The sequence below is a fragment of the Vibrio sp. N418 genome, from assembly GCF_000222565.1.
In the GTDB taxonomy this organism is placed as follows: domain Bacteria; phylum Pseudomonadota; class Gammaproteobacteria; order Enterobacterales; family Vibrionaceae; genus Vibrio; species Vibrio scophthalmi.
Genome location: NZ_AFWD01000006.1, coordinates 92,012 through 112,045, shown reverse-complemented (window position 1 = coordinate 112,045; position 20,034 = coordinate 92,012). Strand labels below are relative to the sequence as shown.

Below are 20,034 nucleotides of genomic sequence, written 5' to 3'. Positions count from 1 at the left end.
AGCAGTGAAGTTGCTATAACCACGACAATACACGTCGCTCAAGTCAGGATACTGGAAAGTAAGATGAATAATCTACAACTAGAAAAATTACTTAACGAAAAATTGTCCCCTCATTTAATCAAAGATTACAGCCCAAACGGTCTGCAAGTCGAAGGGGCGGCTGAGGTTAACGTCATCGTTACTGGTGTCACAGCATCGCAAGCGCTAATTGATAAGGCGATAGAGCTTAACGCCGATGCGTTGTTGGTGCATCACGGCTACTTTTGGAAAGGTGAACCCGAGCCAATTAGAGGTATGAAAGGTAAGCGTATTCGTACCTTGATTAAAAATGACATCAATTTATTCGGTTATCACTTACCACTTGATATTCATCCTGAGCTGGGCAATAACGCGGAATTAGCCCGTCTGCTTGAGATTGAAGTCGAAGGTGGTCTTGAAGGGCATCCTCAATCAGTGGCCATGTTTGGTCGTTTAAAACAGCCTCTAACGGGGGCTCAGCTTGCGGAACGTATCAATCAAGTGCTTGATAGAGTCCCATTGCATATTGCGCCTGACAACGCAGACAAGCGGATTGAAACGATTGGTTGGTGCACTGGCGGTGGTCAAGATTACATTGAATTGGCTGCGCAACACGGCTTAGATGCGTTTATCTCTGGTGAGATTTCAGAGCGTACCACTTACAGTGCGCGTGAGCTTGATATTCATTACTTCGCCGCAGGCCATCATGCAACAGAGCGCTACGGCATTAAAGCGCTGGGCGAGTGGCTCGCCGCTGAGCACGGTTTGGATGTGACCTTTATCGATATCGATAATCCGGTTTAGAGAAAGGAAGGAACGGACTTCGTCCTTTAAGAGGCGAGAATTGAGAGCTTAGAAGCGAGATCTTAGAAGCGAGTTCCCCAACTCGCTCGTACCTCACTCTTGAGGATTACGACAAAGTGCAGGACTCAAATGATGTTATTCCTGATTGCGACGAAGGAGCGCAGTCGGGAATCCGTGTTTATTCAGGTGGCAGCCATAGATCCCCAACTCGCTCGTACCTCACTCTTGAGGATGACGATAAGTGCAGGGCTTAAGTGGTGTCATTCTCGATAGCGACGAAGGAGCGCACTCGGAAATCTTATTTAATCAGCTGGCTACCATAGATCCCCAATTCGCTCGTACCTCACTCTTGAGGATGACGATAAGTGTAGGGCTTAAGTGGTGTCATTCCCGATAGCGACGAAGGAGCGCAGTCGGGAATCTGTTTTTATTCAGGCGGTTGCTATAGATCGCCAACTCGTTCGTACCTCACTCATTGAGAATGACGACAAAGTGCAGGTCTAAAATGATGTTATTCCCGATAGTGTAATCGGGAATCTCTCGAATCTCGCAGCGAAGCGTTCCTGAGAGCGCAGCCCGTTCTCGAATCTCAAAAAGAAAGGGTTGACGCTTTCACGCCAACCCTCACAATTATTCGCTTCTCGCTTCTCGCTTCTCGCTTCTCGCTTCTCGCTTCTCGCTTCTCGCTTCTCGCTTCTCGCTTCTCGCTTCTCGCTTCTCGCTTCTCGCTTCTCGCTTCTCGCTTCTCGCTTCTCGCTTCTCGCTTCTCGCTATTCGCGCTCGTGAATTGGAGCAAACTCGCGTTGTGTTTGACCAGTGTAAAGCTGACGAGGACGACCGATGCGGTTGGCAGGATCACTGTGCATTTCATTCCAGTGTGCGATCCACCCGATGGTACGAGACATCGCGAAGATAACCGTAAACATAGAAACAGGAATACCAATCGCTTTAAGAATGATGCCTGAGTAGAAATCTACGTTCGGGTAAAGCTTCTTCGATACAAAGTATTCATCAGACAGTGCAATTCGCTCAAGCTCCATCGCAACATCGAGCAGTGGATCTTGGATGTTTAGCTCTGTCAGTACTTCATGACACGCTTCACGCATTACTGTTGCACGAGGATCGTAGTTCTTGTAAACACGGTGACCAAAGCCCATCAGACGGAATGGGTCATCTTTGTCTTTCGCGCGTTCAACAAACTCAGGAATGTTATCGACACTGCCGATCTCTTCCAACATCTTCAAGCAAGCTTCATTTGCGCCACCGTGAGCAGGGCCCCAGAGTGATGCGATACCCGCGGCAATACATGCAAATGGGTTAGCACCAGAAGAACCCGCTAGACGAACAGTCGAGGTGGATGCGTTTTGCTCGTGATCTGCGTGTAGGGTGAAAATTTTATCCATCGCACGTGCAACCACAGGGTTCACTTCGTACTCTTCACATGGGTTAGCAAACATCATGTGTAGGAAGTTTTCTGCGTAGTTAAGGTCGTTACGCGGATAGATGAATGGCTGGCCGATTGAGTATTTGTAACACATCGCCGCCAATGTTGGCATTTTAGACAGTAGACGATATGCCGCAATTTCACGGTGAACGTCATTATTGATATCGAGTGAATCGTGGTAGAAGGCTGCGAGTGCACCAACCACACCACACATAACCGCCATTGGGTGTGCATCGCGTCGGAAACCATGGAAGAAGCTAGCGATCTGCTCATGTACCATAGTGTGGCGAGTAACGGTTGTTTTGAATTGTTCGTATTGCTCACGAGTAGGGGCTTCACCGTAAAGAAGAATGTAACAAACTTCTAAGTAGTCAGCATTGTTTGCTAACTGATCGATAGGGAAACCGCGGTGCAGTAGGACACCCTTGCCGCCATCGATGTAGGTGATTTGGGATTCACAAGATGCAGTGGCAAGAAAACCTGGGTCAAAGGTAAAGTAGCCATTTGCTCCAAGTTTACGAACATCGATTACTTGAGGACCGATAGTCCCATCCATAATCGGCAGTTCGATTGGCGCAATGCCTTCGACATGAAGGGTCGCTTTCTTATCCGCCATAACAATCTCCTTTGTTTATTATTTAATCCATCCAGGATGTTTATGTGCCATTTTTGTACGTCTCTTCACGTACAAAGTCAATTTTTCTCCTCTGATGTGTGCACTTGTTATTATTTTTTACGCGCATTAAGTTAAAAGTCTGGTCTGTGTAGCAAAAATTGTTACATCAATTGTATTAGAATGTTGCCAATCGTATAGTAACGATGTGAAATTTGAGAGAAACCTAATAAATTCAAGGTTCGAAAGTAATTATAGTTTGAAACTTGAGTGCTGTTGTTAACATTGCGTTTACAATTAAAAGGTGCCATTTGGTGTTCGTTTGTTAACTTAATGTTAAGTTTTGTTCGGTTCAGCTCTTAATTTCTTTAATAACTATAAATGCTCTAGTGAGCTGAGTGAGCAAGCCCGTGAAAGAAAGAAAGTCAAGACCAGTAAACCTAGACTTGCAAACCATGCACTTTCCGATCACTGCTATCGCATCCATCGTCCATCGTGTGGCGGGTGTGATTACATTTGTAGCAGTCGGTATCCTGCTGTGGTTGCTGTCTCTATCTCTATCCTCTCCTGTAGGATTTATGCAAGCGGCTGACCTGATTGATGGTTGGTTCGTTACATTTATTCTGTGGGGAATCCTAACCGCTTTAGCTTACCACATCGTGGGTGGTGTTCGTCATTTGCTGATGGACATGGGCTATTTTGAAGAACTCGACACTGGCGCGTTAAGCGCGAAAGTCTCTTTTGCTGTGACTGGTGTGTTGTCGTTACTTGCGGGGATTTTGGTATGGTAAAACACGTTTCATCCTTCGGTCGTAATGGTGTGCACGATTTCCTATTGATTCGTGTGACGGCCATTCTTATGACCTTATACACGATCTATTTGGTGAGCTTTTGTGCGTTCACTGATATCTCTTACGTTTCTTGGACCCAGTTTTTCGCGGGAACCTTCACCAAAGCCTTTACCATGGTGACGCTTACTTGCGTATTAATTCATGCGTGGATAGGCCTCTGGCAAGTTCTGACTGACTATATTAAATGCACCAAATTGCGTGGTGGATTGCAAGTTGGTGTTGTTGCGTTGCTATTAGGTTACTTCTTCTCTGGTCTGTTTATTTTGTGGGGTGCGTAAGTGTCTATTCCAGTTCGTGAATTCGATGCCGTAGTAATCGGCGCAGGTGGTGCGGGCATGCGTGCTGCACTGCAAATCTCTGAGCAGGGCCTTTCATGTGCTCTGCTGTCTAAAGTTTTCCCAACCCGTTCTCATACGGTATCTGCCCAAGGTGGTATTACGGTTGCGTTAGGTAATGCGCACGAAGACCATTGGGAACAGCATATGTACGATACCGTAAAAGGTTCTGATTATATCGGTGACCAAGATGCGATCGAATACATGTGTAAAAACGGTCCTGAATCGGTGATTGAACTTGAGAAGATGGGCCTACCTTTTTCTCGTTTTGATAACGGTACAATCTATCAACGTCCGTTTGGTGGTCAGTCGAAGAACTTTGGTGGTGAACAAGCAGCTCGAACCGCAGCAGCGGCTGACCGTACCGGTCATGCGTTATTGCACACCTTGTATCAACAAAATATCAAACATAAAACGACCGTCTTTTCAGAATGGTACGCGCTTGATTTAGTCAAAAATGAAGACGGCGCTATTCTTGGTTGTACGGCACTTTGCATGGAAACGGGCGAAGTGTGCTATTTCAAATCGAAAGCAACGATTCTGGCTACAGGTGGTGCTGGGCGTATTTACGCATCAACCACTAATGCGCACATCAACACTGGTGATGGTGTTGGTATGGCAATTCGTGCAGGCGTGCCAATGCAAGATATTGAGATGTGGCAGTTCCACCCAACCGGTATCGCTGGCGCAGGTGTGCTAGTAACGGAAGGTTGTCGTGGTGAAGGTGGTTACCTTCTTAATAAAGACGGCGAACGTTTCATGGAGCGTTATGCACCTAATGCGAAAGACTTAGCAGGTCGTGACGTGGTTGCTCGCTCAATGATGATTGAAATTCGTGAAGGTCGTGGTTGTGATGGCCCATGGGGTCCACACATTAAACTGAAGCTGGATCACTTAGGTAAAGAAACATTGGAATCGCGTCTACCTGGTGTATGTGAGTTGTCACGTACCTTCGCCCACGTTGATCCGGTGAAAGAACCCATCCCAGTGATACCAACTTGTCACTACATGATGGGTGGCGTGCCAACGCAGGTGTCTGGTCAAGCGATTAAGCAAGACGATGCCGGTAATGACGTTGAAATCCCAGGTCTATTTGCTTGTGGTGAAATTGCTTCTGTATCGGTACACGGCGCTAACCGTTTAGGCGGCAACTCATTGCTTGACCTTGTGGTCTTTGGTCGCGCGACGGGTCTACACCTTGGTGAAGTGCTGGATAAGCAAGCAGAGGCAAAACCTGCAACGGATGCAGATATTGAGCGTTCACTTGAGCGTTACAATCGTTGGGAAAACAGTACTGACGGTGAAGACCCAGCTCAAATTCGTAAAGACCTACAGCAGTGCATGCAAAACAACTTCTCAGTATTCCGTGAAGGCGATGCAATGGCCAAAGGTCTTGAAGAGCTGAAAGTGATCCGTGAGCGTTTGAAGAACGCACACCTTGCCGATAAATCGACAGAATTTAACACTCAACGTATTGAGTGCCTTGAGTTGGAAAACTTGATGGAAACGGCTTATGCGACCGCGGTGGCAGCAAATTTCCGTACGGAAAGTCGTGGCGCTCATGCTCGCTTTGATTTCCCTGATAGGGATGATGAGCAATGGCTATGTCATTCGATTTACAACCCTGAGACAGAAGCAATGTCGAAGCGTGGTGTGAATATGGAGCCTGTTCATCGTGAAGCTTTCCCGCCGAAAGCTCGTACATACTAAGGGAGGATAGATGATGAAAATGAACTTCTCTTTGTATCGTTACAATCCAGATGTTGACGATAAGCCGTACATGAAAGACTACATTCTTGAGGTAGAAGAAGGCTCAGACATGATGCTTTTGGATGCGCTGATTCTACTTAAAGAACAAGATCCAACCATTTCGTTCCGTCGCTCATGTCGTGAAGGTGTGTGTGGTTCCGATGGTTTGAATATGAACGGAAAAAATGGTCTTGCTTGTATTACGCCATTATCTGCGCTTGCCGGAGATAAGATAGTGATTCGTCCGCTGCCTGGCCTACCTGTGGTTCGTGACCTGATCGTTGATATGACTCAGTTCTATGATAACTACGCGAAAGTGAAGCCATTCTTGCAGACCGAAGGGGCTCTACCACCATCGCGTGAGAATCTACAAACACCCGATGAGCGTGCGCATCTTGATGGCTTATATGAGTGTATCATGTGTGCATGTTGTACCACTTCGTGCCCATCTTTCTGGTGGAATCCGGATAAATTTATTGGTCCGGCAGGCTTATTAGCGGCGTACCGTTGGCTAATTGATAGTCGTGATACTGCAACAGATGAGAGATTGTCCGATCTCGACGACGCTTTTAGTGTTTTTCGTTGCCATGGCATAATGAATTGTGTAAGTGTTTGTCCTAAGGGATTAAATCCGACCAAAGCAATTGGCCATATCAAGACGATGCTGGTCAATCGCTCAGTGTAAATAGAGATAAGATTGCCGCTGTTCATTGTTGAACAGCGGCTTATTACAAGCTCGGGATAGACCGCAGCAAACGTGAAAACTACTGGTTAAGGGAAAATATGCACAACGGCGTGATGAAGGCATGGCTCGAGTCTTCACACTTGGCTGGCGCCAATGCAACGTATGTAGAGGATCTCTACGAACTGTATCTAAGTGATCCCGATCTGGTAAGTGAGGAGTGGATTCGTGTATTTGATGGGCTACCTAAGCCTGATCAGGATGTAGTTGAACAACCGCATTCACGTGTCCGTGATTACTTCCGTCGACTCGCTCAAGAAACAAAGCATTACAATGTCCAAGTTAGTGACCCCGATGTCGATGCTAAACAAGTTAAAGTACTCCAGCTGATCAATGCGTACCGTTTCCGCGGGCATGAAGCAGCTGAACTCGATCCCCTCGGTCTATGGAACCGCCCTCCGGTGGTTGAACTAGATCCTTCGTTCCACAATCTTACCGAAGACGACTTAGAAGAAAGTTTCAACGTAGGTTCGTTCGCGATTGGTCAAGAGACCATGCGATTGAAAGATATTCTTGCTGCGTTGAAAAAAATCTACTGTGGATCTATCGGTGCAGAATACATGCACATCATCGATACCGAACAGAAACGTTGGATCCAACAACGTCTTGAGCCGGTGGTTGGTGAGCCTCAATTTACTTCTGAGGAAATGCGAGACTTCTTGGACGAGCTAACTGCCGCTGAAGGTCTTGAGCGTTACTTAGGTGCCAAATTCCCAGGCGCGAAGCGTTTCTCATTGGAAGGTGGCGATGCCATGATCCCAATGATGAAAGAGCTGATCCGTCATGCGGGTAAAAGTGGCATGCGTGAGGTCGTCATTGGTATGGCTCACCGCGGTCGCCTTAATATGCTGGTCAACGTTTTGGGTAAAAAGCCTCAAGATTTGTTTGATGAGTTCGCGGGCAAGCATGGTGAATCGTGGGGTACTGGTGATGTGAAATATCACCAAGGTTTCTCGGCAGATTTTGCTACGCCGGGCGGTGATGTCCACTTAGCACTGGCATTTAACCCTTCTCACCTTGAGATCGTGAACCCAGTTGTTATGGGCTCGGTGCGCGCGCGTCAAGATCGTCTTGGCGATAAAGATGGCAGTACTGTATTGCCGATTACCATTCACGGTGACTCAGCGATTGCGGGCCAAGGTGTTGTAGCAGAAACCTTCAATATGTCGCAAGCGCGCGGCTATCGAGTTGGTGGCACGGTGCGAGTCGTGGTCAACAACCAAGTTGGTTTTACCACCTCTAACCCACGCGATATGCTTTCAACCATGTACTGTACTGACATTGCAAAAATGGTACAGGCACCGATCTTCCACGTTAATGCTGATGATCCTGAAGCGGTGGCGTTCGTGACTCGAATTGCGCTTGATTACCGTAATGAGTTTAAGCGTGACGTAGTGATTGATTTGGTTTGTTACCGTCGCCATGGTCACAACGAAGCGGATGAGCCAAATGCGACTCAGCCGTTGATGTACCAAAAAATTAAGAAGCACCCAACCCCACGTAAACTATACGCTGACGTGCTGATCGAACGCGGTGATTATGACATTGAAACGGCAACGCAAATGGTCAACGAGTACCGTGATGCGCTAGACCGTGGTGAAGTTGTAGTTAAAGAGTGGCGTCCGATGGCGTTGCACTCTGTCGATTGGTCTCCGTACCTTGGTCATGAGTGGGATACGCAGTGGGATAGTCAATATGGCAGAGAGCGTCTAGTTGAGCTTGGCCACCGCCTATGTCAGGTGCCTGAAAGTCACAAGTTACAGAGCCGCGTTAACAAGCTCTACAACGATCGTATTGCCATGATGAGTGGTGAGAAAGCGGTTGACTGGGGCATGGCTGAAACATTGGCTTACGCAACCCTTGTTGATGATGGCAAGCGTATTCGAATTTCGGGGCAAGATGCTGGCCGCGGTACCTTCTTCCACCGTCACTCAGTACTGCATAATCAAACCGATGCAAGCACCTATATCCCATTGGCTAACGTGCATGATAAACAAGGTCCATTCCAAGTAATCGACTCGGTGTTGTCAGAAGAAGCGGTATTGGCTTTTGAATATGGCTATGCGACAGCCGAACCAGGTGGTTTAACCATTTGGGAAGCGCAGTTTGGTGATTTCGCCAATGGTGCTCAGGTGGTGATTGATCAGTTTATCTCATCAGGTGAACAGAAATGGGCACGTTTATGTGGCCTTACTATGTTGTTACCACACGGCTATGAAGGTCAAGGTCCTGAACACTCATCGGCACGTTTAGAGCGCTATCTACAACTGTGTGCGGAACAAAACATGCAGGTGGTCGTTCCTTCGACTCCAGCTCAGGTTTATCACATGATTCGCCGTCAGGTTGTACGCCCAATGCGTCGTCCTCTGATTGTGATGTCACCTAAGTCATTGTTGCGTCACCCATTGTGTACCTCAAGCTTAGATGATTTATCAGAAGGCACGTTCTTGCCAGCCATCCCTGAAATTGATCAGATGGATGCGAGCAAAATAAAACGCGTGGTGTTCTGCTCTGGTAAGGTTTATTTCGACCTACTTGAACAGCGTCGTAAAGATGAACAGCAAGATGTTGCGATTGTCCGTATTGAGCAGCTTTATCCATTCCCACTGGAAGAAGTGAAAGCGGCGATAGAAGCGTATACCAACGTAGAAGATTTTGTTTGGTGTCAGGAAGAGCCACAAAACCAAGGTGCTTGGTATTGTAGCCAACATAACTTCCGTGCGGCGATCCCGGCAGGAACTGACCTAAAATACGCAGGTCGTCCGGCTTCAGCATCACCTGCGGTCGGATATATGTCGGTTCACTTGAAACAACAAAAAGCGTTGGTTGAAGATGCTCTGACTATTGGTGCAAACACCTCAGATTCTAAAACCTCGAATAAAGAACTAGAAGTATAAGGAAGATAGAAATGACAATTGAAATTCTGGTTCCAGATTTACCTGAATCAGTCGCTGACGCAACCGTTGCTACTTGGCACAAACAACCGGGCGATATCATTGCTCGTGATGACGTCTTAGTTGATATCGAAACGGATAAGGTTGTGCTTGAAGTCCCTGCGCCAGAAGCGGGCATACTTGAAGCCATTATTGAAGTTGAAGGTGCAACGGTGCTGTCGAAGCAGTTAATTGCCAAGATCAAACCGGGTGCGGTAGCGGGCGAGCCAACAACCGATACCACTGAAGAGTCGCAAGCGTCACCAGACAAGCGTCACAAAGCGTCTCTGACTGAAGAGAGCAATGACGCGCTAAGCCCAGCAGTTCGTCGCTTGTTAGCAGAACATGGTCTTGAAGCTAGCCAAGTAAAAGGCACGGGTGTGGGTGGTCGTATCACTCGTGAAGATGTTGATGCCCACCTTGCGAATGCAAAAGCGGCGCCTGCAGCTCAAACCGAGGTTGCACCCGCACCAGCGACGGCGCGTAGCCAAAAACGAGTGCCAATGACTCGTCTACGTAAGACGGTTGCAAACCGTCTGCTTGAAGCGAAAAACAGCACGGCAATGCTTACCACGTTTAACGAAGTGAACATGAAACCAATCATGGACTTGCGTGCGCAATATAAAGATCAGTTCGAAAAACGTCATGGTATTCGATTGGGCTTTATGTCGTTCTATGTAAAAGCGGTAACGGAAGCACTAAAACGCTACCCAGAAGTGAATGCATCGATCGATGGTGAAGATATCGTTTACCACAATTATTTCGATATCAGCATGGCTGTGTCTACACCACGTGGCCTAGTGACACCAGTCCTTAAAGACTGTGACACATTAGGCTTTGCTGATGTTGAAAAAGGCATTAAAGAGCTCGCAATCAAAGGCCGTGACGGTAAGTTAACGGTTGATGAATTGATGGGTGGTAACTTCACCATCACCAATGGTGGTGTGTTTGGTTCACTGATGTCGACGCCAATCATCAACCCGCCACAATCGGCTATTTTGGGTATGCATAAGATCCAAGATCGCCCAATGGCCGTGGATGGTAAAGTTGAAATCTTGCCAATGATGTATTTGGCATTGTCTTATGACCACCGTTTAATCGATGGCCGTGAGTCAGTAGGTTTCCTTGTGACGATTAAAGAGTTACTTGAAGATCCAGCACGTCTCTTATTAGACGTTTAATATCGCTGAAACGTCGAGTTATCGCCGATAGCTCGACGCATAAAGTGGTAGAGGCTAGACTCGCTCAACGGTCCGGCCTTCATTTGAATCGTATTGCGATTGATTTGAGAAGACCCTACAGACGTAAAAGCAGTGCTCAAACTGTGACGTTATGGAAATTATAAATCCCTTAAGGGAATAATAAACGGAATATCAAAATGAATTTGCATGAATACCAAGCCAAACAGCTGTTTGCAGAATTCGGTTTGCCTGTGCCAGAAGGCTATGCTTGTGATACCCCGCAAGAAGCGTTCGAAGCGGCAGGCCGTATTAGTACTGAGAAGAAAGTCGTTAAATGTCAGGTTCACGCTGGTGGCCGCGGTAAAGCGGGTGGCGTTGAATTACATGATACGAAAGATGGCGTAAAAGAATTTGCGCAAAAGTGGCTAGGCAAAAACCTAGTAACTTACCAGACTGACGCCAATGGTCAGCCGGTATCGAAAATCCTAGTAGAAGAAGCCTCAAGCATTGCTAACGAGCTTTACCTAGGCGCGGTTGTTGACCGTTCGACTCAACGTATTGTATTCATGGCTTCAACTGAAGGTGGCGTGGAAATTGAAAAAGTAGCGGAAGAAACGCCGGAACTTATTCACAAAGCGGCTATCGATCCACTGGTTGGCCCTCAGGCATATCAAGGCCGTGAGCTGGCATTTAAACTAGGCCTTAAAGGCGACCAAATTAAGCAATTCGTGAAGATCTTCATTGGTCTTGGCGAGATGTTCGCGCAATACGATCTTGCGCTACTTGAGATTAACCCTCTGGTGATTACTGGCGACGACAACCTATTGTGTCTCGATGGTAAAATCAATATTGATTCAAACGCACTCTACCGTCAGCCAAAACTGCGTGAAATGCACGATCCTTCGCAAGAAGATGAGCGTGAAGCACATGCGGCTCAGTGGGAGCTAAACTACGTCGCACTTGATGGCAATATCGGCTGTATGGTGAATGGTGCGGGTCTTGCCATGGGTACGATGGACATCGTTAACTTGCACGGTGGCCAGCCTGCGAACTTCCTTGATGTTGGCGGCGGTGCAACAAAAGAGCGCGTAACAGAAGCCTTTAAGATCATCCTTTCTGACAGTAATGTGAAAGCGGTATTCGTTAATATCTTTGGTGGTATTGTTCGTTGTGACCTAATTGCCGAAGGCATTATTGGCGCAGTTGAAGAAGTTGGTGTTGAAGTGCCAGTGGTTGTGCGCCTGGAAGGTAACAATGCACCACTCGGTTCGCAAAAATTGGCTGAAAGTGGCCTAAACATCATCGCTGCAAATTCTCTATCAGAAGCTGCAGAAAAAGTCGTAGCGGCAGCGGAGGGCAAATAATGTCAGTACTAATTAACAAAGATACCAAGGTTATTTGTCAAGGTTTCACTGGTGGTCAGGGGACTTTCCACTCTGAGCAAGCAATTGCTTACGGCACAAAAATGGTTGGCGGTGTGTCACCAGGTAAAGGTGGTCAGATGCACCTTGGCCTACCGGTATTTAATACTGTGCGCGACGCAGTTGAAGTAACGGGTGCAACCGCATCGGTTATCTATGTGCCAGCGCCATTTTGTAAAGACGCCATTCTTGAAGCTATCGATGCGGGTATTAAGCTGATTGTTACGATCACAGAAGGCATTCCAACGCTTGATCTGCTGGATGTAAAAGTACGTCTTGATGAAGCAGGTGTGGTGATGATCGGTCCAAACTGTCCAGGTGTGATCACACCTGACGAATGTAAGATCGGCATTATGCCAGGTCACATTCATAAGAAAGGTAAAGTTGGTATCGTATCTCGTTCGGGCACCTTAACTTACGAAGCGGTTAAGCAAACCACAGACGAAGGCTTTGGCCAATCGACGTGTGTTGGTATTGGTGGTGACCCAATTCCGGGTTCAAACTTTATCGATATCTTAAAACTGTTCCAAGCAGACCCTGAAACAGAAGCGATCGTGATGATCGGTGAGATCGGTGGTACAGCGGAAGAAGAAGCGGCGGCATTTATCAAAGATAACGTCACTAAACCCGTTGTGTCATACATCGCAGGCGTGACAGCGCCTCCGGGTAAACGTATGGGCCATGCTGGTGCCATCATCTCTGGTGGTAAAGGTACGGCAGAAGATAAGTTTGCTGCGCTTGAAGAAGCGGGTGTTAAAACGGTGAAGTCGTTGGCTGATATCGGCAAAGCACTACGCGAGATTACCGGCTGGTAATAGGTAACGGTAAACCAAATGACAAAGGCTCAGCATTGCTGAGCCTTTTTGTTTTTAGATGCTATGTTTCTAGACGCTACATAGAAGCGAGAAGAGCGAGAAACGAGAGTCGGGAATTGAAAAGCGAGAACTAAGAATCAAGAAGCGAAAAGTGGCATTGGAAAGGGGTCTTTCTTAAGCTAACTTCGCTTCTAATGCAGCAAGTCGTTGTTGCAATTCGAGTACTTGTGCTTCTAATTGAGTGATGCGGTCCGATTCCGGTTTTTTCTCTGCGGCAACCTCAATTTTGGGCACGCGATTGCTACTCTTCCAACTTTTTATTGTGCTGATGAGTGCAGGCATCGGCACTGATGTTTTAAGGCGTGCTTTAACCAATGCGACGGTAGGCTCTTTGCCTTCCGCAATTAAGGTCGTAATAATTTGCTCAAGTTCTAAGCTGACATCTTTAGTAAGCATGGCGTTTCCTTTTTAGCGCTCTAACATCATTGTTGGATTTATTGGCATCATACTAACTTGTGTTGAAATTGGCGAATGGAAAAATAGGAAATCGCCTGTGCGAGATCTCTCACAAGCATTGTAGGAAAAAGAACTGACTGCATGAAGATGTTGGGATATTAAAATCGTTAACCCTATGACTTATAAGGCTTTGCTTATTTGTTGTTCAGCGTCGCATTCTGTAAGTGTGATTGGGTGCAATTGTTTCTGCTTAGGATTCGCGTAAATTAACCCTTGTCGAATGGAGTTTGGCAAAAATATAGAACCACTAAGGATGTGGTGATCTTCAGGATGAAGGTTTTAAGTTCGCACGGAGTGATGAACTTAGCATGGAGCAAGGACTGTAGAAGGATCTCACTGCGCTAAAGGTATAGCGTAGGCACGGAATGCATAGGACATCTCTAGGATAGAGAAAGGACAGCATTAGGATGATGCAAGGGACACCGCTCAGGGATCAAGTGAAGTGCGCTAACGGGGATTGGTTAGCTAATAGGAATTAAAGGACACCGCTAGGACAGCGATGAACGGATATTACTGAAGGATTCAGTAGCTATTAAGGATGATGCATGGAGCACCTATAGTGGCTGGATTGCTACGAGTGAGACTATAGCCCCGATACTCACGTGTCGGGGCTTTTCTTATTACCAAAAATAAATCTAACAACGTTAATTCTAATCATAATAAGAACCCAACCTAGCTTCATGAAAGTGTTCGGTATAGAGGTTCGGCTAAATAAATTCGGCTTAGGCTCTTTCTTTACGGATAGGGTATTTACTACAAAGATTGTTTATTAAGCAAGGAAGTGTTGTGACTATAGTAACTCGCCGAGTGTTATTAGTGCCTTATAACGAGTCGTTACAGTCGGATTTTCTGGTCCTAAATTGTTGTGCAAAAAATCGTGCACAAATGAATGGGCCACATACCGTTGCTACCGCTAAACTGCTATTCCAAAATATCCTCAATGATGAAACCTTATATGCCCGAGCGGTACTTGATGGTCGTACACGTGATTATGTGGGGCATATTTTTATCAGCCATCTCGATAGCAAGCCAGAGCTTGGGTATATTTTCGATAAAGCGTATTGGGGGCAAGGTATTGCCTATGAAGCGCTTAGAGCATTTTTTACCAAAGCGGTAAGAGATTTACGCTTACCGCAAATTAACGCGACCTCAAAGGTTGGTCATGGAGCATCAATTCGCTTATTAGAAAAGTTAGGTTTTGAATTAATAGGCCAAAAATGCGATGACTTTGGCCCGTATAATCAGTACCGATTTATCTCGGACGACTTTCGTTCTGATGATTGTCTATCTGATGATGCTACATTCGGTGAGGGGGCAGATAAAATTTTGCGACCCGAAACCCTTGCATAATGAGTTCGCCTTGGTAGCAGTCATCACCCAGTGCTGAAAACTCAAATTGATAGATACTATGCCAACGCCAGACTCCGTCTGGCGTTTTGACTTTATGCGTTTTTAATGCGGTGCTGATTAGCTGTAGTTCTAGCTGTTCACATTTACGTTGAATCGCGATTTTGGCTAATTCAGATTGGCGACGTTGCTGCCAGAAAAGCATACAGAGGAAGCATAACGCTAAAATGGCCAATAGATCAGAAATCATAGGTCTTCTCTTGCTTAAGCTTTGGTAGCTTGTTGCAGTTTTAACAGCGCATTAGCCAGTTCTGGTGAAGGCGAAGAATGCAACAATGGCAAGAGCACCATACGCAGCTCAGGTAACATGACTAAATCTGCAAAAAGCTGATTGAAGAGTGCTTGGTTACCCGTTTGCGCTAAGCGGAGAAGAAATTGTTCGGCAGTCGTTGCATTGGCGAGTAAATGCCAGCAGCGGCCTGCAATGCCGATCAGAACTTCTTGGTGACTTAAACGTGGATGAGTCAGGATTGCATCAATCAGTGGTGCAGAAATTGCGATGTTTGCTCCGGCAAGCGCGCGCGCATAAGCGGATAGCAAAAACAGGTCGGGATTCTGACCGTCGATCTCAATGCGCGCAAGCTCAGCGATACGCGTAGCCAGTTTCTCTTTGATATCGACATGCTCAAGCGCCCCCAAGGTGGCATAGAGCGGTTCGTTGGGTAAGTGTTTGAGTGCCTTACGGAGCGATACGCCATTCTCTTCTTGGCCTAAACGGGCACACATATCTGTGATGCCTTGCAAACCGACAGTCTGCCATTTTTCCCAGCCGAGGCCGCCAGAGAAATAGTGTTGAGCATGTTCGTAGTATTGGCTGCATGGAAGATTTAATTCAGCACGAATCTGGCTGTGAAACACCGCCATTTTTTCTTCAGCAGGCTTAAACGTATAAGGATTATTCGCCAATTTTTGCTGTTGGTCTTCATTCATCTCTTGGTTTAAGCGTGTCCCCATTGCTTCTAATACATACTTAATGAAGTTGCCGACTTCTGTCTGCTTTAACAAGCCGCGTTCATCGAGTTCAAACTTGAGAAACCAAATCCAAGGTTGCTTCGCTTCGTTCCAATAGGCAATCGCAAGGTGCGCTTTACGCTGTAAAGGATACGGGTAGGGTTGCTGACCCTGTTCAATATCGGCAAAGGTTTGGTTTGAGATGGTTTTAATTCGACGTCCCAAATCAAAGATTTGGTAATTACAGCCGCTGTTTTTTAACAGTTCACTTAGAGTATGAATCGTATCCATGGAAGACTTTTCCTAACTTTCTTTCCCTTATAGATGGTACTCTATGCGCTATTTTCAAGGTCCTCGACAAAGATAAATGAAACAAGATATTCCTTTGCTCGCATTATTAGATGAGCTAGAGCTGCAGATGCGCACTCTAGGGTGTTGGCAACATGAAATGCCCTCCTCACAAGCATTGGCGAGTATAGAGCCTTTTGCGATTGATACTCTTGAGCCGCAGCAATGGTTGCAGTGGGTGTTTTTGCCGAAAATTCGCGCCATGATTAATGCTCAACAACCGTTGCCATCAGGATTCTCTATGGCCGCTTATTTTGAACAGAGCTGGCAGCAGCTGGCGCAATACTCAGCGTTAATTGCGGTCATTCGCCGTATCGATCAAGAGGTCGCTTAGATGTTAGAAATCGTTTATCAGGACGAATATTTTATTGCGATTAATAAGCCAGCAGGCATGTTGGTGCATCGCAGTTGGCTCGATAAGCATGAAACGCAATTTGCTATGCAAACCTTGCGCGATCAAATTGGTCAGCATGTTTTTCCTTTACATCGACTAGATCGACCAACATCTGGTGTCTTAGTGTTTGGTTTATCTAGCGAGATTGCGGCAAAAATGATGCCCATCTTTGCCAACCATGAAATGAAGAAAACCTATCATGCGGTGGTACGCGGTTGGATAGAAGAGGGCGGGCGTCTTGATTACGCATTGAAGGTTGATCTGGATAAAATTGCCGATAAATTCGCTAAGCAAGATCAAGAAGCGCAAGAAGCGATCACCGATTACCTTCCTTTGGCGAAAGTAGAAGTACCTCATTCCACGGGCAAGTTCCCAACGACGCGTTATAGCATGGTGGAATTGAGCCCTCTAACCGGACGTAAACACCAGCTACGTCGCCATATGGCTCATCTGCGTCACCCGATCGTCGGAGACACGACCCATGGTGAAGGTCGTCATAATCGCTTGTTCAATAACGTTTATGATTCGCATCGTTTGCTTTTGCATGCCTCATCGCTTGAATTTATTCATCCGTACACTCAACAAAAGATCGTAATTTCTGCTGGATTTGATGATACCTGGCTGAAGTTATGCGCTGAATTTGAATGGCAAGTGCCGAACCACCAAGCCTAAATTGACAAAAAGCCCTCGAGAGAGGGCTTTTTATATTAGAGCAGATTAGTCAGTTTGAATGACGACATTTATTTCGCCAAATAGTCACGGATGGCTTGTTCAATACCTTGAGCATCTAAGCCAAGTTCTGCGTACAGTTCTTCTTGAGTGCCCTGTGGCACAAAGTAGTCCGGTAAACCAAGGTTCAATACTGGTTTCAGGATCTTCTCGTGCATCATGTACTCAATCACACCTGCGCCAGCACCGCCGGCAATGGCGTTTTCTTCGATCGTTACTAGTACGTCGTGATCAGCGGCAAGCTGTTTAATCAAATCATGATCGAGAGGCTTGGCAAAGCGCATATCTGCAACCGTAGCATTCAGCGCTTTGGCTGCTTCAAGTGCGTTTGGCATGAAAGTACCGAAGTTTAGAATCGCTACTTTTTCACCTTGACGAACCAAACGACCTTTACCTATTTCAAGTGCGGTAAACTCAGTTTCAATGTCGGTACCCATACCGCTACCACGTGGGTAACGTACTGCACTTGGACCAGTGTGAATATGACCGGTGTAGAGCATTTGACGACACTCATTTTCGTCACTTGGTGTCATGATCACCATATTAGGAATGCAGCGCATAAAGCTAATATCAAACGCACCTTGGTGAGTTTGACCATCAGCGCCAACCAAGCCCGCACGGTCAATGGCGAACATCACAGGCAAGTCCATGATCGCTACGTCGTGGATCAATTGATCATAACCGCGTTGTAAGAACGTTGAGTAAATAGCCACAATCGGGCGGTTGCCTGCAATCGCCATACCTGTTGCTAGTGTTACGGCATGTTGCTCAGCAATCGCAACGTCAAAGTACTGCTGTGGAAATTCTTTCGAGAAACGAACCATGCCTGAGCCTTCACGCATTGCTGGCGTAATCGCCATCAACTTAGGATCTTGCGCGGCCATATCACACAGGAAGTCACCGAAAATCTTAGAGAAAGTCGGTTTGCTGCTGGTGCTCTTTGGCAAGCTCGAATGGCTTGGGTCGAATTTTGGTACGCCATGGTAACCAATCGGATCTTTCTCCGCTGGCTCATAGCCTTTACCTTTTTTGGTCATAATGTGCAGAAATTGCGGACCTTTAAGTTCACGCATGTTCTTGAGCGTTTTCACTAACTCAATCACATCATGGCCATCCACTGGGCCGATATAGTTAAAACCAAGCTCTTCAAATAAAGTGCCCGGGATCATCATGCCTTTTAGGTGTTCTTCTGTACGTCGTACCAACTCCTTGATTGGTGGTACTCCTGAAAGTACGCGTTTGCCACCTTCTCGAATTGAGGTATAAAAGTTACCCGATAGCAGTTGTGCAAGGTGGTTATTCAATGCACCGACGTTCTCAGAAATTGACATCTCGTTGTCGTTAAGGATCACCAACATATCTGGATGAATGTCACCGGCGTGGTTCATCGCTTCAAAGGCCATACCTGCGGTAATTGCACCATCACCAATGACACTAACAACTTTACGATTCTGCGCTTCTTTGTGAGCACTGATTGCCATGCCAAGTGCTGCGCTAATCGATGTTGATGAGTGGCCGACAGAAAGCGTGTCGTATTCGCTTTCACCACGCCATGGGAATGGGTGCAGCCCGCCTTTTTGGCGAATGGTTGGCATCTGCTCACGGCGACCAGTCAGAATTTTGTGTGGGTATGCTTGGTGGCCTACGTCCCAAATAAGTTGATCAAACGGGGTTTTATAGACGTAGTGAAGCGCCACGGTTAATTCAACCGTGCCTAACCCTGATGCCAAGTGACCACTCGACTGGCTCACAGAGTTCAAAAGATAGGTGCGTAGCTCATCACATAGCTTTGGCAGCACATCTTTCGGTAGGCTGCGCAGCTCATCAGGCGTATTTGCCAGTGCCAGTGTTGGGTACTTTGATATATCAAGAGTCATAGTATTGCGCGCTTATAGTGTTAATTTTTGCGCTCGATGACGTATCGGGCGAACTCTTCTAGTAATCGGGTATTGTAGGGGATCGCTTGCAAAGCTTGAAGCGCTTCCTCTAATAGATTGTTAGCTTTATTTACAGCACCCTCTAATCCTAGCAAAGCCGGGTAGGTGCTTTTATTTAATTCTTGGTCCGAGCCTTGTGGCTTACCAAGAGTTTCTGTGTCGCCGATGATATCTAAAATATCGTCTTGTACTTGGAATGCTAAACCGATGGCATCGGCGTACTTATCCAGCAAAGGCAATACTTCAATACCTTTTTCACCAGCGGCGAGTGCGCCTAAACGAATTGCACACTTCATTAATGCGCCAGTCTTATTACGGTGAATTTCTTCTAACTCACTCAAGCAGACTAAACGATTTTCCGCCTGCAGGTCAAGCGACTGTCCCATACACATGCCGGCTGCGCCAGAGGCTTGTGCCAGCACTTGTACCATTTTAATACGTTGTGCTTCGGCGATCGGATTAAGTTGACCTTCAGCCAAAATGGTAAAAGCCATCGTTTGCAGTGCATCGCCAGTTAAAATCGCGGTCGCTTCGTCAAATTTGATATGGCAAGTCATTTGGCCACGACGCAGTTCGTCGTCGTCCATCGCGGGCAAGTCATCGTGAATCAGCGAGTAAGCATGAATGCATTCAACGGCGGAGGCTGGCGTATCGAGATGCTCGACGTCACAACCTAGCATTTGCCCTGTAATATAGACTAAAAATGGACGTGCACGTTTTCCGCCTAGTAAAAGGCCGTAACGCATCGCTTCAATCAGCGTTTGATTTTGGTGCGGATATTGCTCTAGCCACCACTCAAGTTGCTGGCTATTTCGTTGTTGAAACGATGTTAATGCTTCAAGCATA

At 46.6% G+C, this 20,034-nt stretch carries 18 protein-coding genes; 12 read left to right on the top strand and 6 right to left on the bottom strand.

Annotation, left to right across the window (positions count from 1 at the left end):
* Positions 1 to 63: 63 nt before the first annotated feature.
* Positions 64 to 822, top strand: a complete 759-nt coding sequence (locus RH86_RS01665) for a Nif3-like dinuclear metal center hexameric protein (RefSeq protein ID WP_009384565.1) — start codon at positions 64 to 66, stop codon at positions 820 to 822.
* Positions 823 to 1,592: 770 nt separating this feature from the next.
* Here RH86_RS01665 and RH86_RS01660 read toward each other — a convergent pair.
* Positions 1,593 to 2,882, bottom strand: a complete 1,290-nt coding sequence (locus RH86_RS01660) for a citrate synthase (RefSeq protein ID WP_005599020.1) — start codon at positions 2,880 to 2,882, stop codon at positions 1,593 to 1,595.
* 395 nt (positions 2,883 to 3,277) lie between these two features.
* On the opposite strand from RH86_RS01660, the gene sdhC reads away from it, so the two are divergent.
* From sdhC to sucD, 8 genes are all read left to right on the top strand, one after another.
* Positions 3,278 to 3,670, top strand: a complete 393-nt coding sequence (gene sdhC / locus RH86_RS01655; protein ID WP_005599018.1) for a succinate dehydrogenase cytochrome b556 subunit — start codon at positions 3,278 to 3,280, stop codon at positions 3,668 to 3,670.
* Positions 3,664 to 4,008, top strand: coding sequence for a succinate dehydrogenase, hydrophobic membrane anchor protein (gene sdhD, locus RH86_RS01650; protein ID WP_009384561.1), 345 nt, complete (start codon positions 3,664 to 3,666; stop codon positions 4,006 to 4,008). The genes sdhC and sdhD overlap by 7 nt, the downstream gene beginning before the upstream one ends.
* On the top strand, positions 4,009 to 5,775 hold the full coding sequence (gene sdhA / locus RH86_RS01645) for a succinate dehydrogenase flavoprotein subunit (RefSeq protein ID WP_005599014.1): 1,767 nt from the start codon (positions 4,009 to 4,011) through the stop codon (positions 5,773 to 5,775).
* A gap of 13 nt (positions 5,776 to 5,788) precedes the next feature.
* On the top strand, positions 5,789 to 6,499 hold the full coding sequence (locus tag RH86_RS01640; RefSeq protein WP_005599012.1) for a succinate dehydrogenase iron-sulfur subunit: 711 nt from the start codon (positions 5,789 to 5,791) through the stop codon (positions 6,497 to 6,499).
* 98 nt (positions 6,500 to 6,597) lie between these two features.
* Positions 6,598 to 9,453: a 2-oxoglutarate dehydrogenase E1 component gene (gene sucA, locus RH86_RS01635; protein ID WP_009384559.1), complete on the top strand. Its 2,856-nt coding sequence runs from the start codon at positions 6,598 to 6,600 to the stop codon at positions 9,451 to 9,453.
* An 11-nt stretch (positions 9,454 to 9,464) separates the two neighbouring features.
* Entirely contained in the window at positions 9,465 to 10,670 is a 1,206-nt protein-coding gene (odhB, locus tag RH86_RS01630) for a 2-oxoglutarate dehydrogenase complex dihydrolipoyllysine-residue succinyltransferase (RefSeq protein WP_009384557.1), read from the top strand.
* A gap of 197 nt (positions 10,671 to 10,867) precedes the next feature.
* Entirely contained in the window at positions 10,868 to 12,034 is a 1,167-nt protein-coding gene (sucC, locus tag RH86_RS01625) for an ADP-forming succinate--CoA ligase subunit beta (protein WP_005599007.1), read from the top strand.
* Positions 12,034 to 12,906, top strand: coding sequence for a succinate--CoA ligase subunit alpha (gene sucD / locus RH86_RS01620; protein WP_005599004.1), 873 nt, complete (start codon positions 12,034 to 12,036; stop codon positions 12,904 to 12,906). Before sucC ends, sucD begins: the two co-directional genes overlap by 1 nt.
* A gap of 174 nt (positions 12,907 to 13,080) precedes the next feature.
* Here the strand turns inward: sucD and RH86_RS01615 are convergent, their stop codons facing one another.
* Entirely contained in the window at positions 13,081 to 13,362 is a 282-nt protein-coding gene (locus RH86_RS01615) for a hypothetical protein (protein WP_009384554.1), read from the bottom strand.
* An 846-nt stretch (positions 13,363 to 14,208) separates the two neighbouring features.
* On the opposite strand from RH86_RS01615, the gene RH86_RS01610 reads away from it, so the two are divergent.
* A complete protein-coding gene (locus RH86_RS01610) occupies positions 14,209 to 14,772 on the top strand; it encodes a GNAT family N-acetyltransferase (RefSeq protein ID WP_009384552.1) in 564 nt (187 codons plus the stop codon).
* Here RH86_RS01610 and RH86_RS01605 read toward each other — a convergent pair.
* Both RH86_RS01605 and RH86_RS01600 read right to left on the bottom strand, forming a co-directional pair.
* Positions 14,720 to 15,019 (bottom strand): DUF3301 domain-containing protein, encoded by a 300-nt coding sequence (locus RH86_RS01605; RefSeq protein WP_005599000.1) that lies wholly within the window; start codon positions 15,017 to 15,019, stop codon positions 14,720 to 14,722. The two genes, RH86_RS01610 and RH86_RS01605, sit on opposite strands and share 53 nt — an antisense overlap.
* Positions 15,020 to 15,033: 14 nt before the next feature.
* The gene (locus RH86_RS01600) at positions 15,034 to 16,071 is read right to left on the bottom strand and encodes a DUF3549 family protein (protein WP_009384550.1); all 1,038 of its coding nucleotides are present in this window, start codon (positions 16,069 to 16,071) and stop codon (positions 15,034 to 15,036) included.
* A 76-nt stretch (positions 16,072 to 16,147) separates the two neighbouring features.
* Between RH86_RS01600 and RH86_RS01595 the strand changes: the two genes are divergently transcribed.
* Both RH86_RS01595 and truC read left to right on the top strand, forming a co-directional pair.
* Positions 16,148 to 16,462 carry a YqcC family protein gene (locus RH86_RS01595; RefSeq protein ID WP_009384548.1) on the top strand — a complete coding sequence of 105 codons (315 nt, stop codon included), beginning with the start codon at positions 16,148 to 16,150 and terminating at the stop codon, positions 16,460 to 16,462.
* Entirely contained in the window at positions 16,463 to 17,194 is a 732-nt protein-coding gene (truC, locus tag RH86_RS01590; RefSeq protein ID WP_009384546.1) for a tRNA pseudouridine(65) synthase TruC, read from the top strand.
* Positions 17,195 to 17,262: 68 nt separating this feature from the next.
* Here the strand turns inward: truC and dxs are convergent, their stop codons facing one another.
* The gene (gene dxs / locus RH86_RS01585) at positions 17,263 to 19,128 is read right to left on the bottom strand and encodes a 1-deoxy-D-xylulose-5-phosphate synthase (RefSeq protein WP_009384544.1); all 1,866 of its coding nucleotides are present in this window, start codon (positions 19,126 to 19,128) and stop codon (positions 17,263 to 17,265) included.
* 20 nt (positions 19,129 to 19,148) lie between these two features.
* Complete coding sequence (ispA, locus tag RH86_RS01580) at positions 19,149 to 20,033, bottom strand: (2E,6E)-farnesyl diphosphate synthase (RefSeq protein WP_009384542.1); 885 nt, start codon at positions 20,031 to 20,033, stop codon at positions 19,149 to 19,151.
* Position 20,034 lies beyond the last annotated feature (1 nt).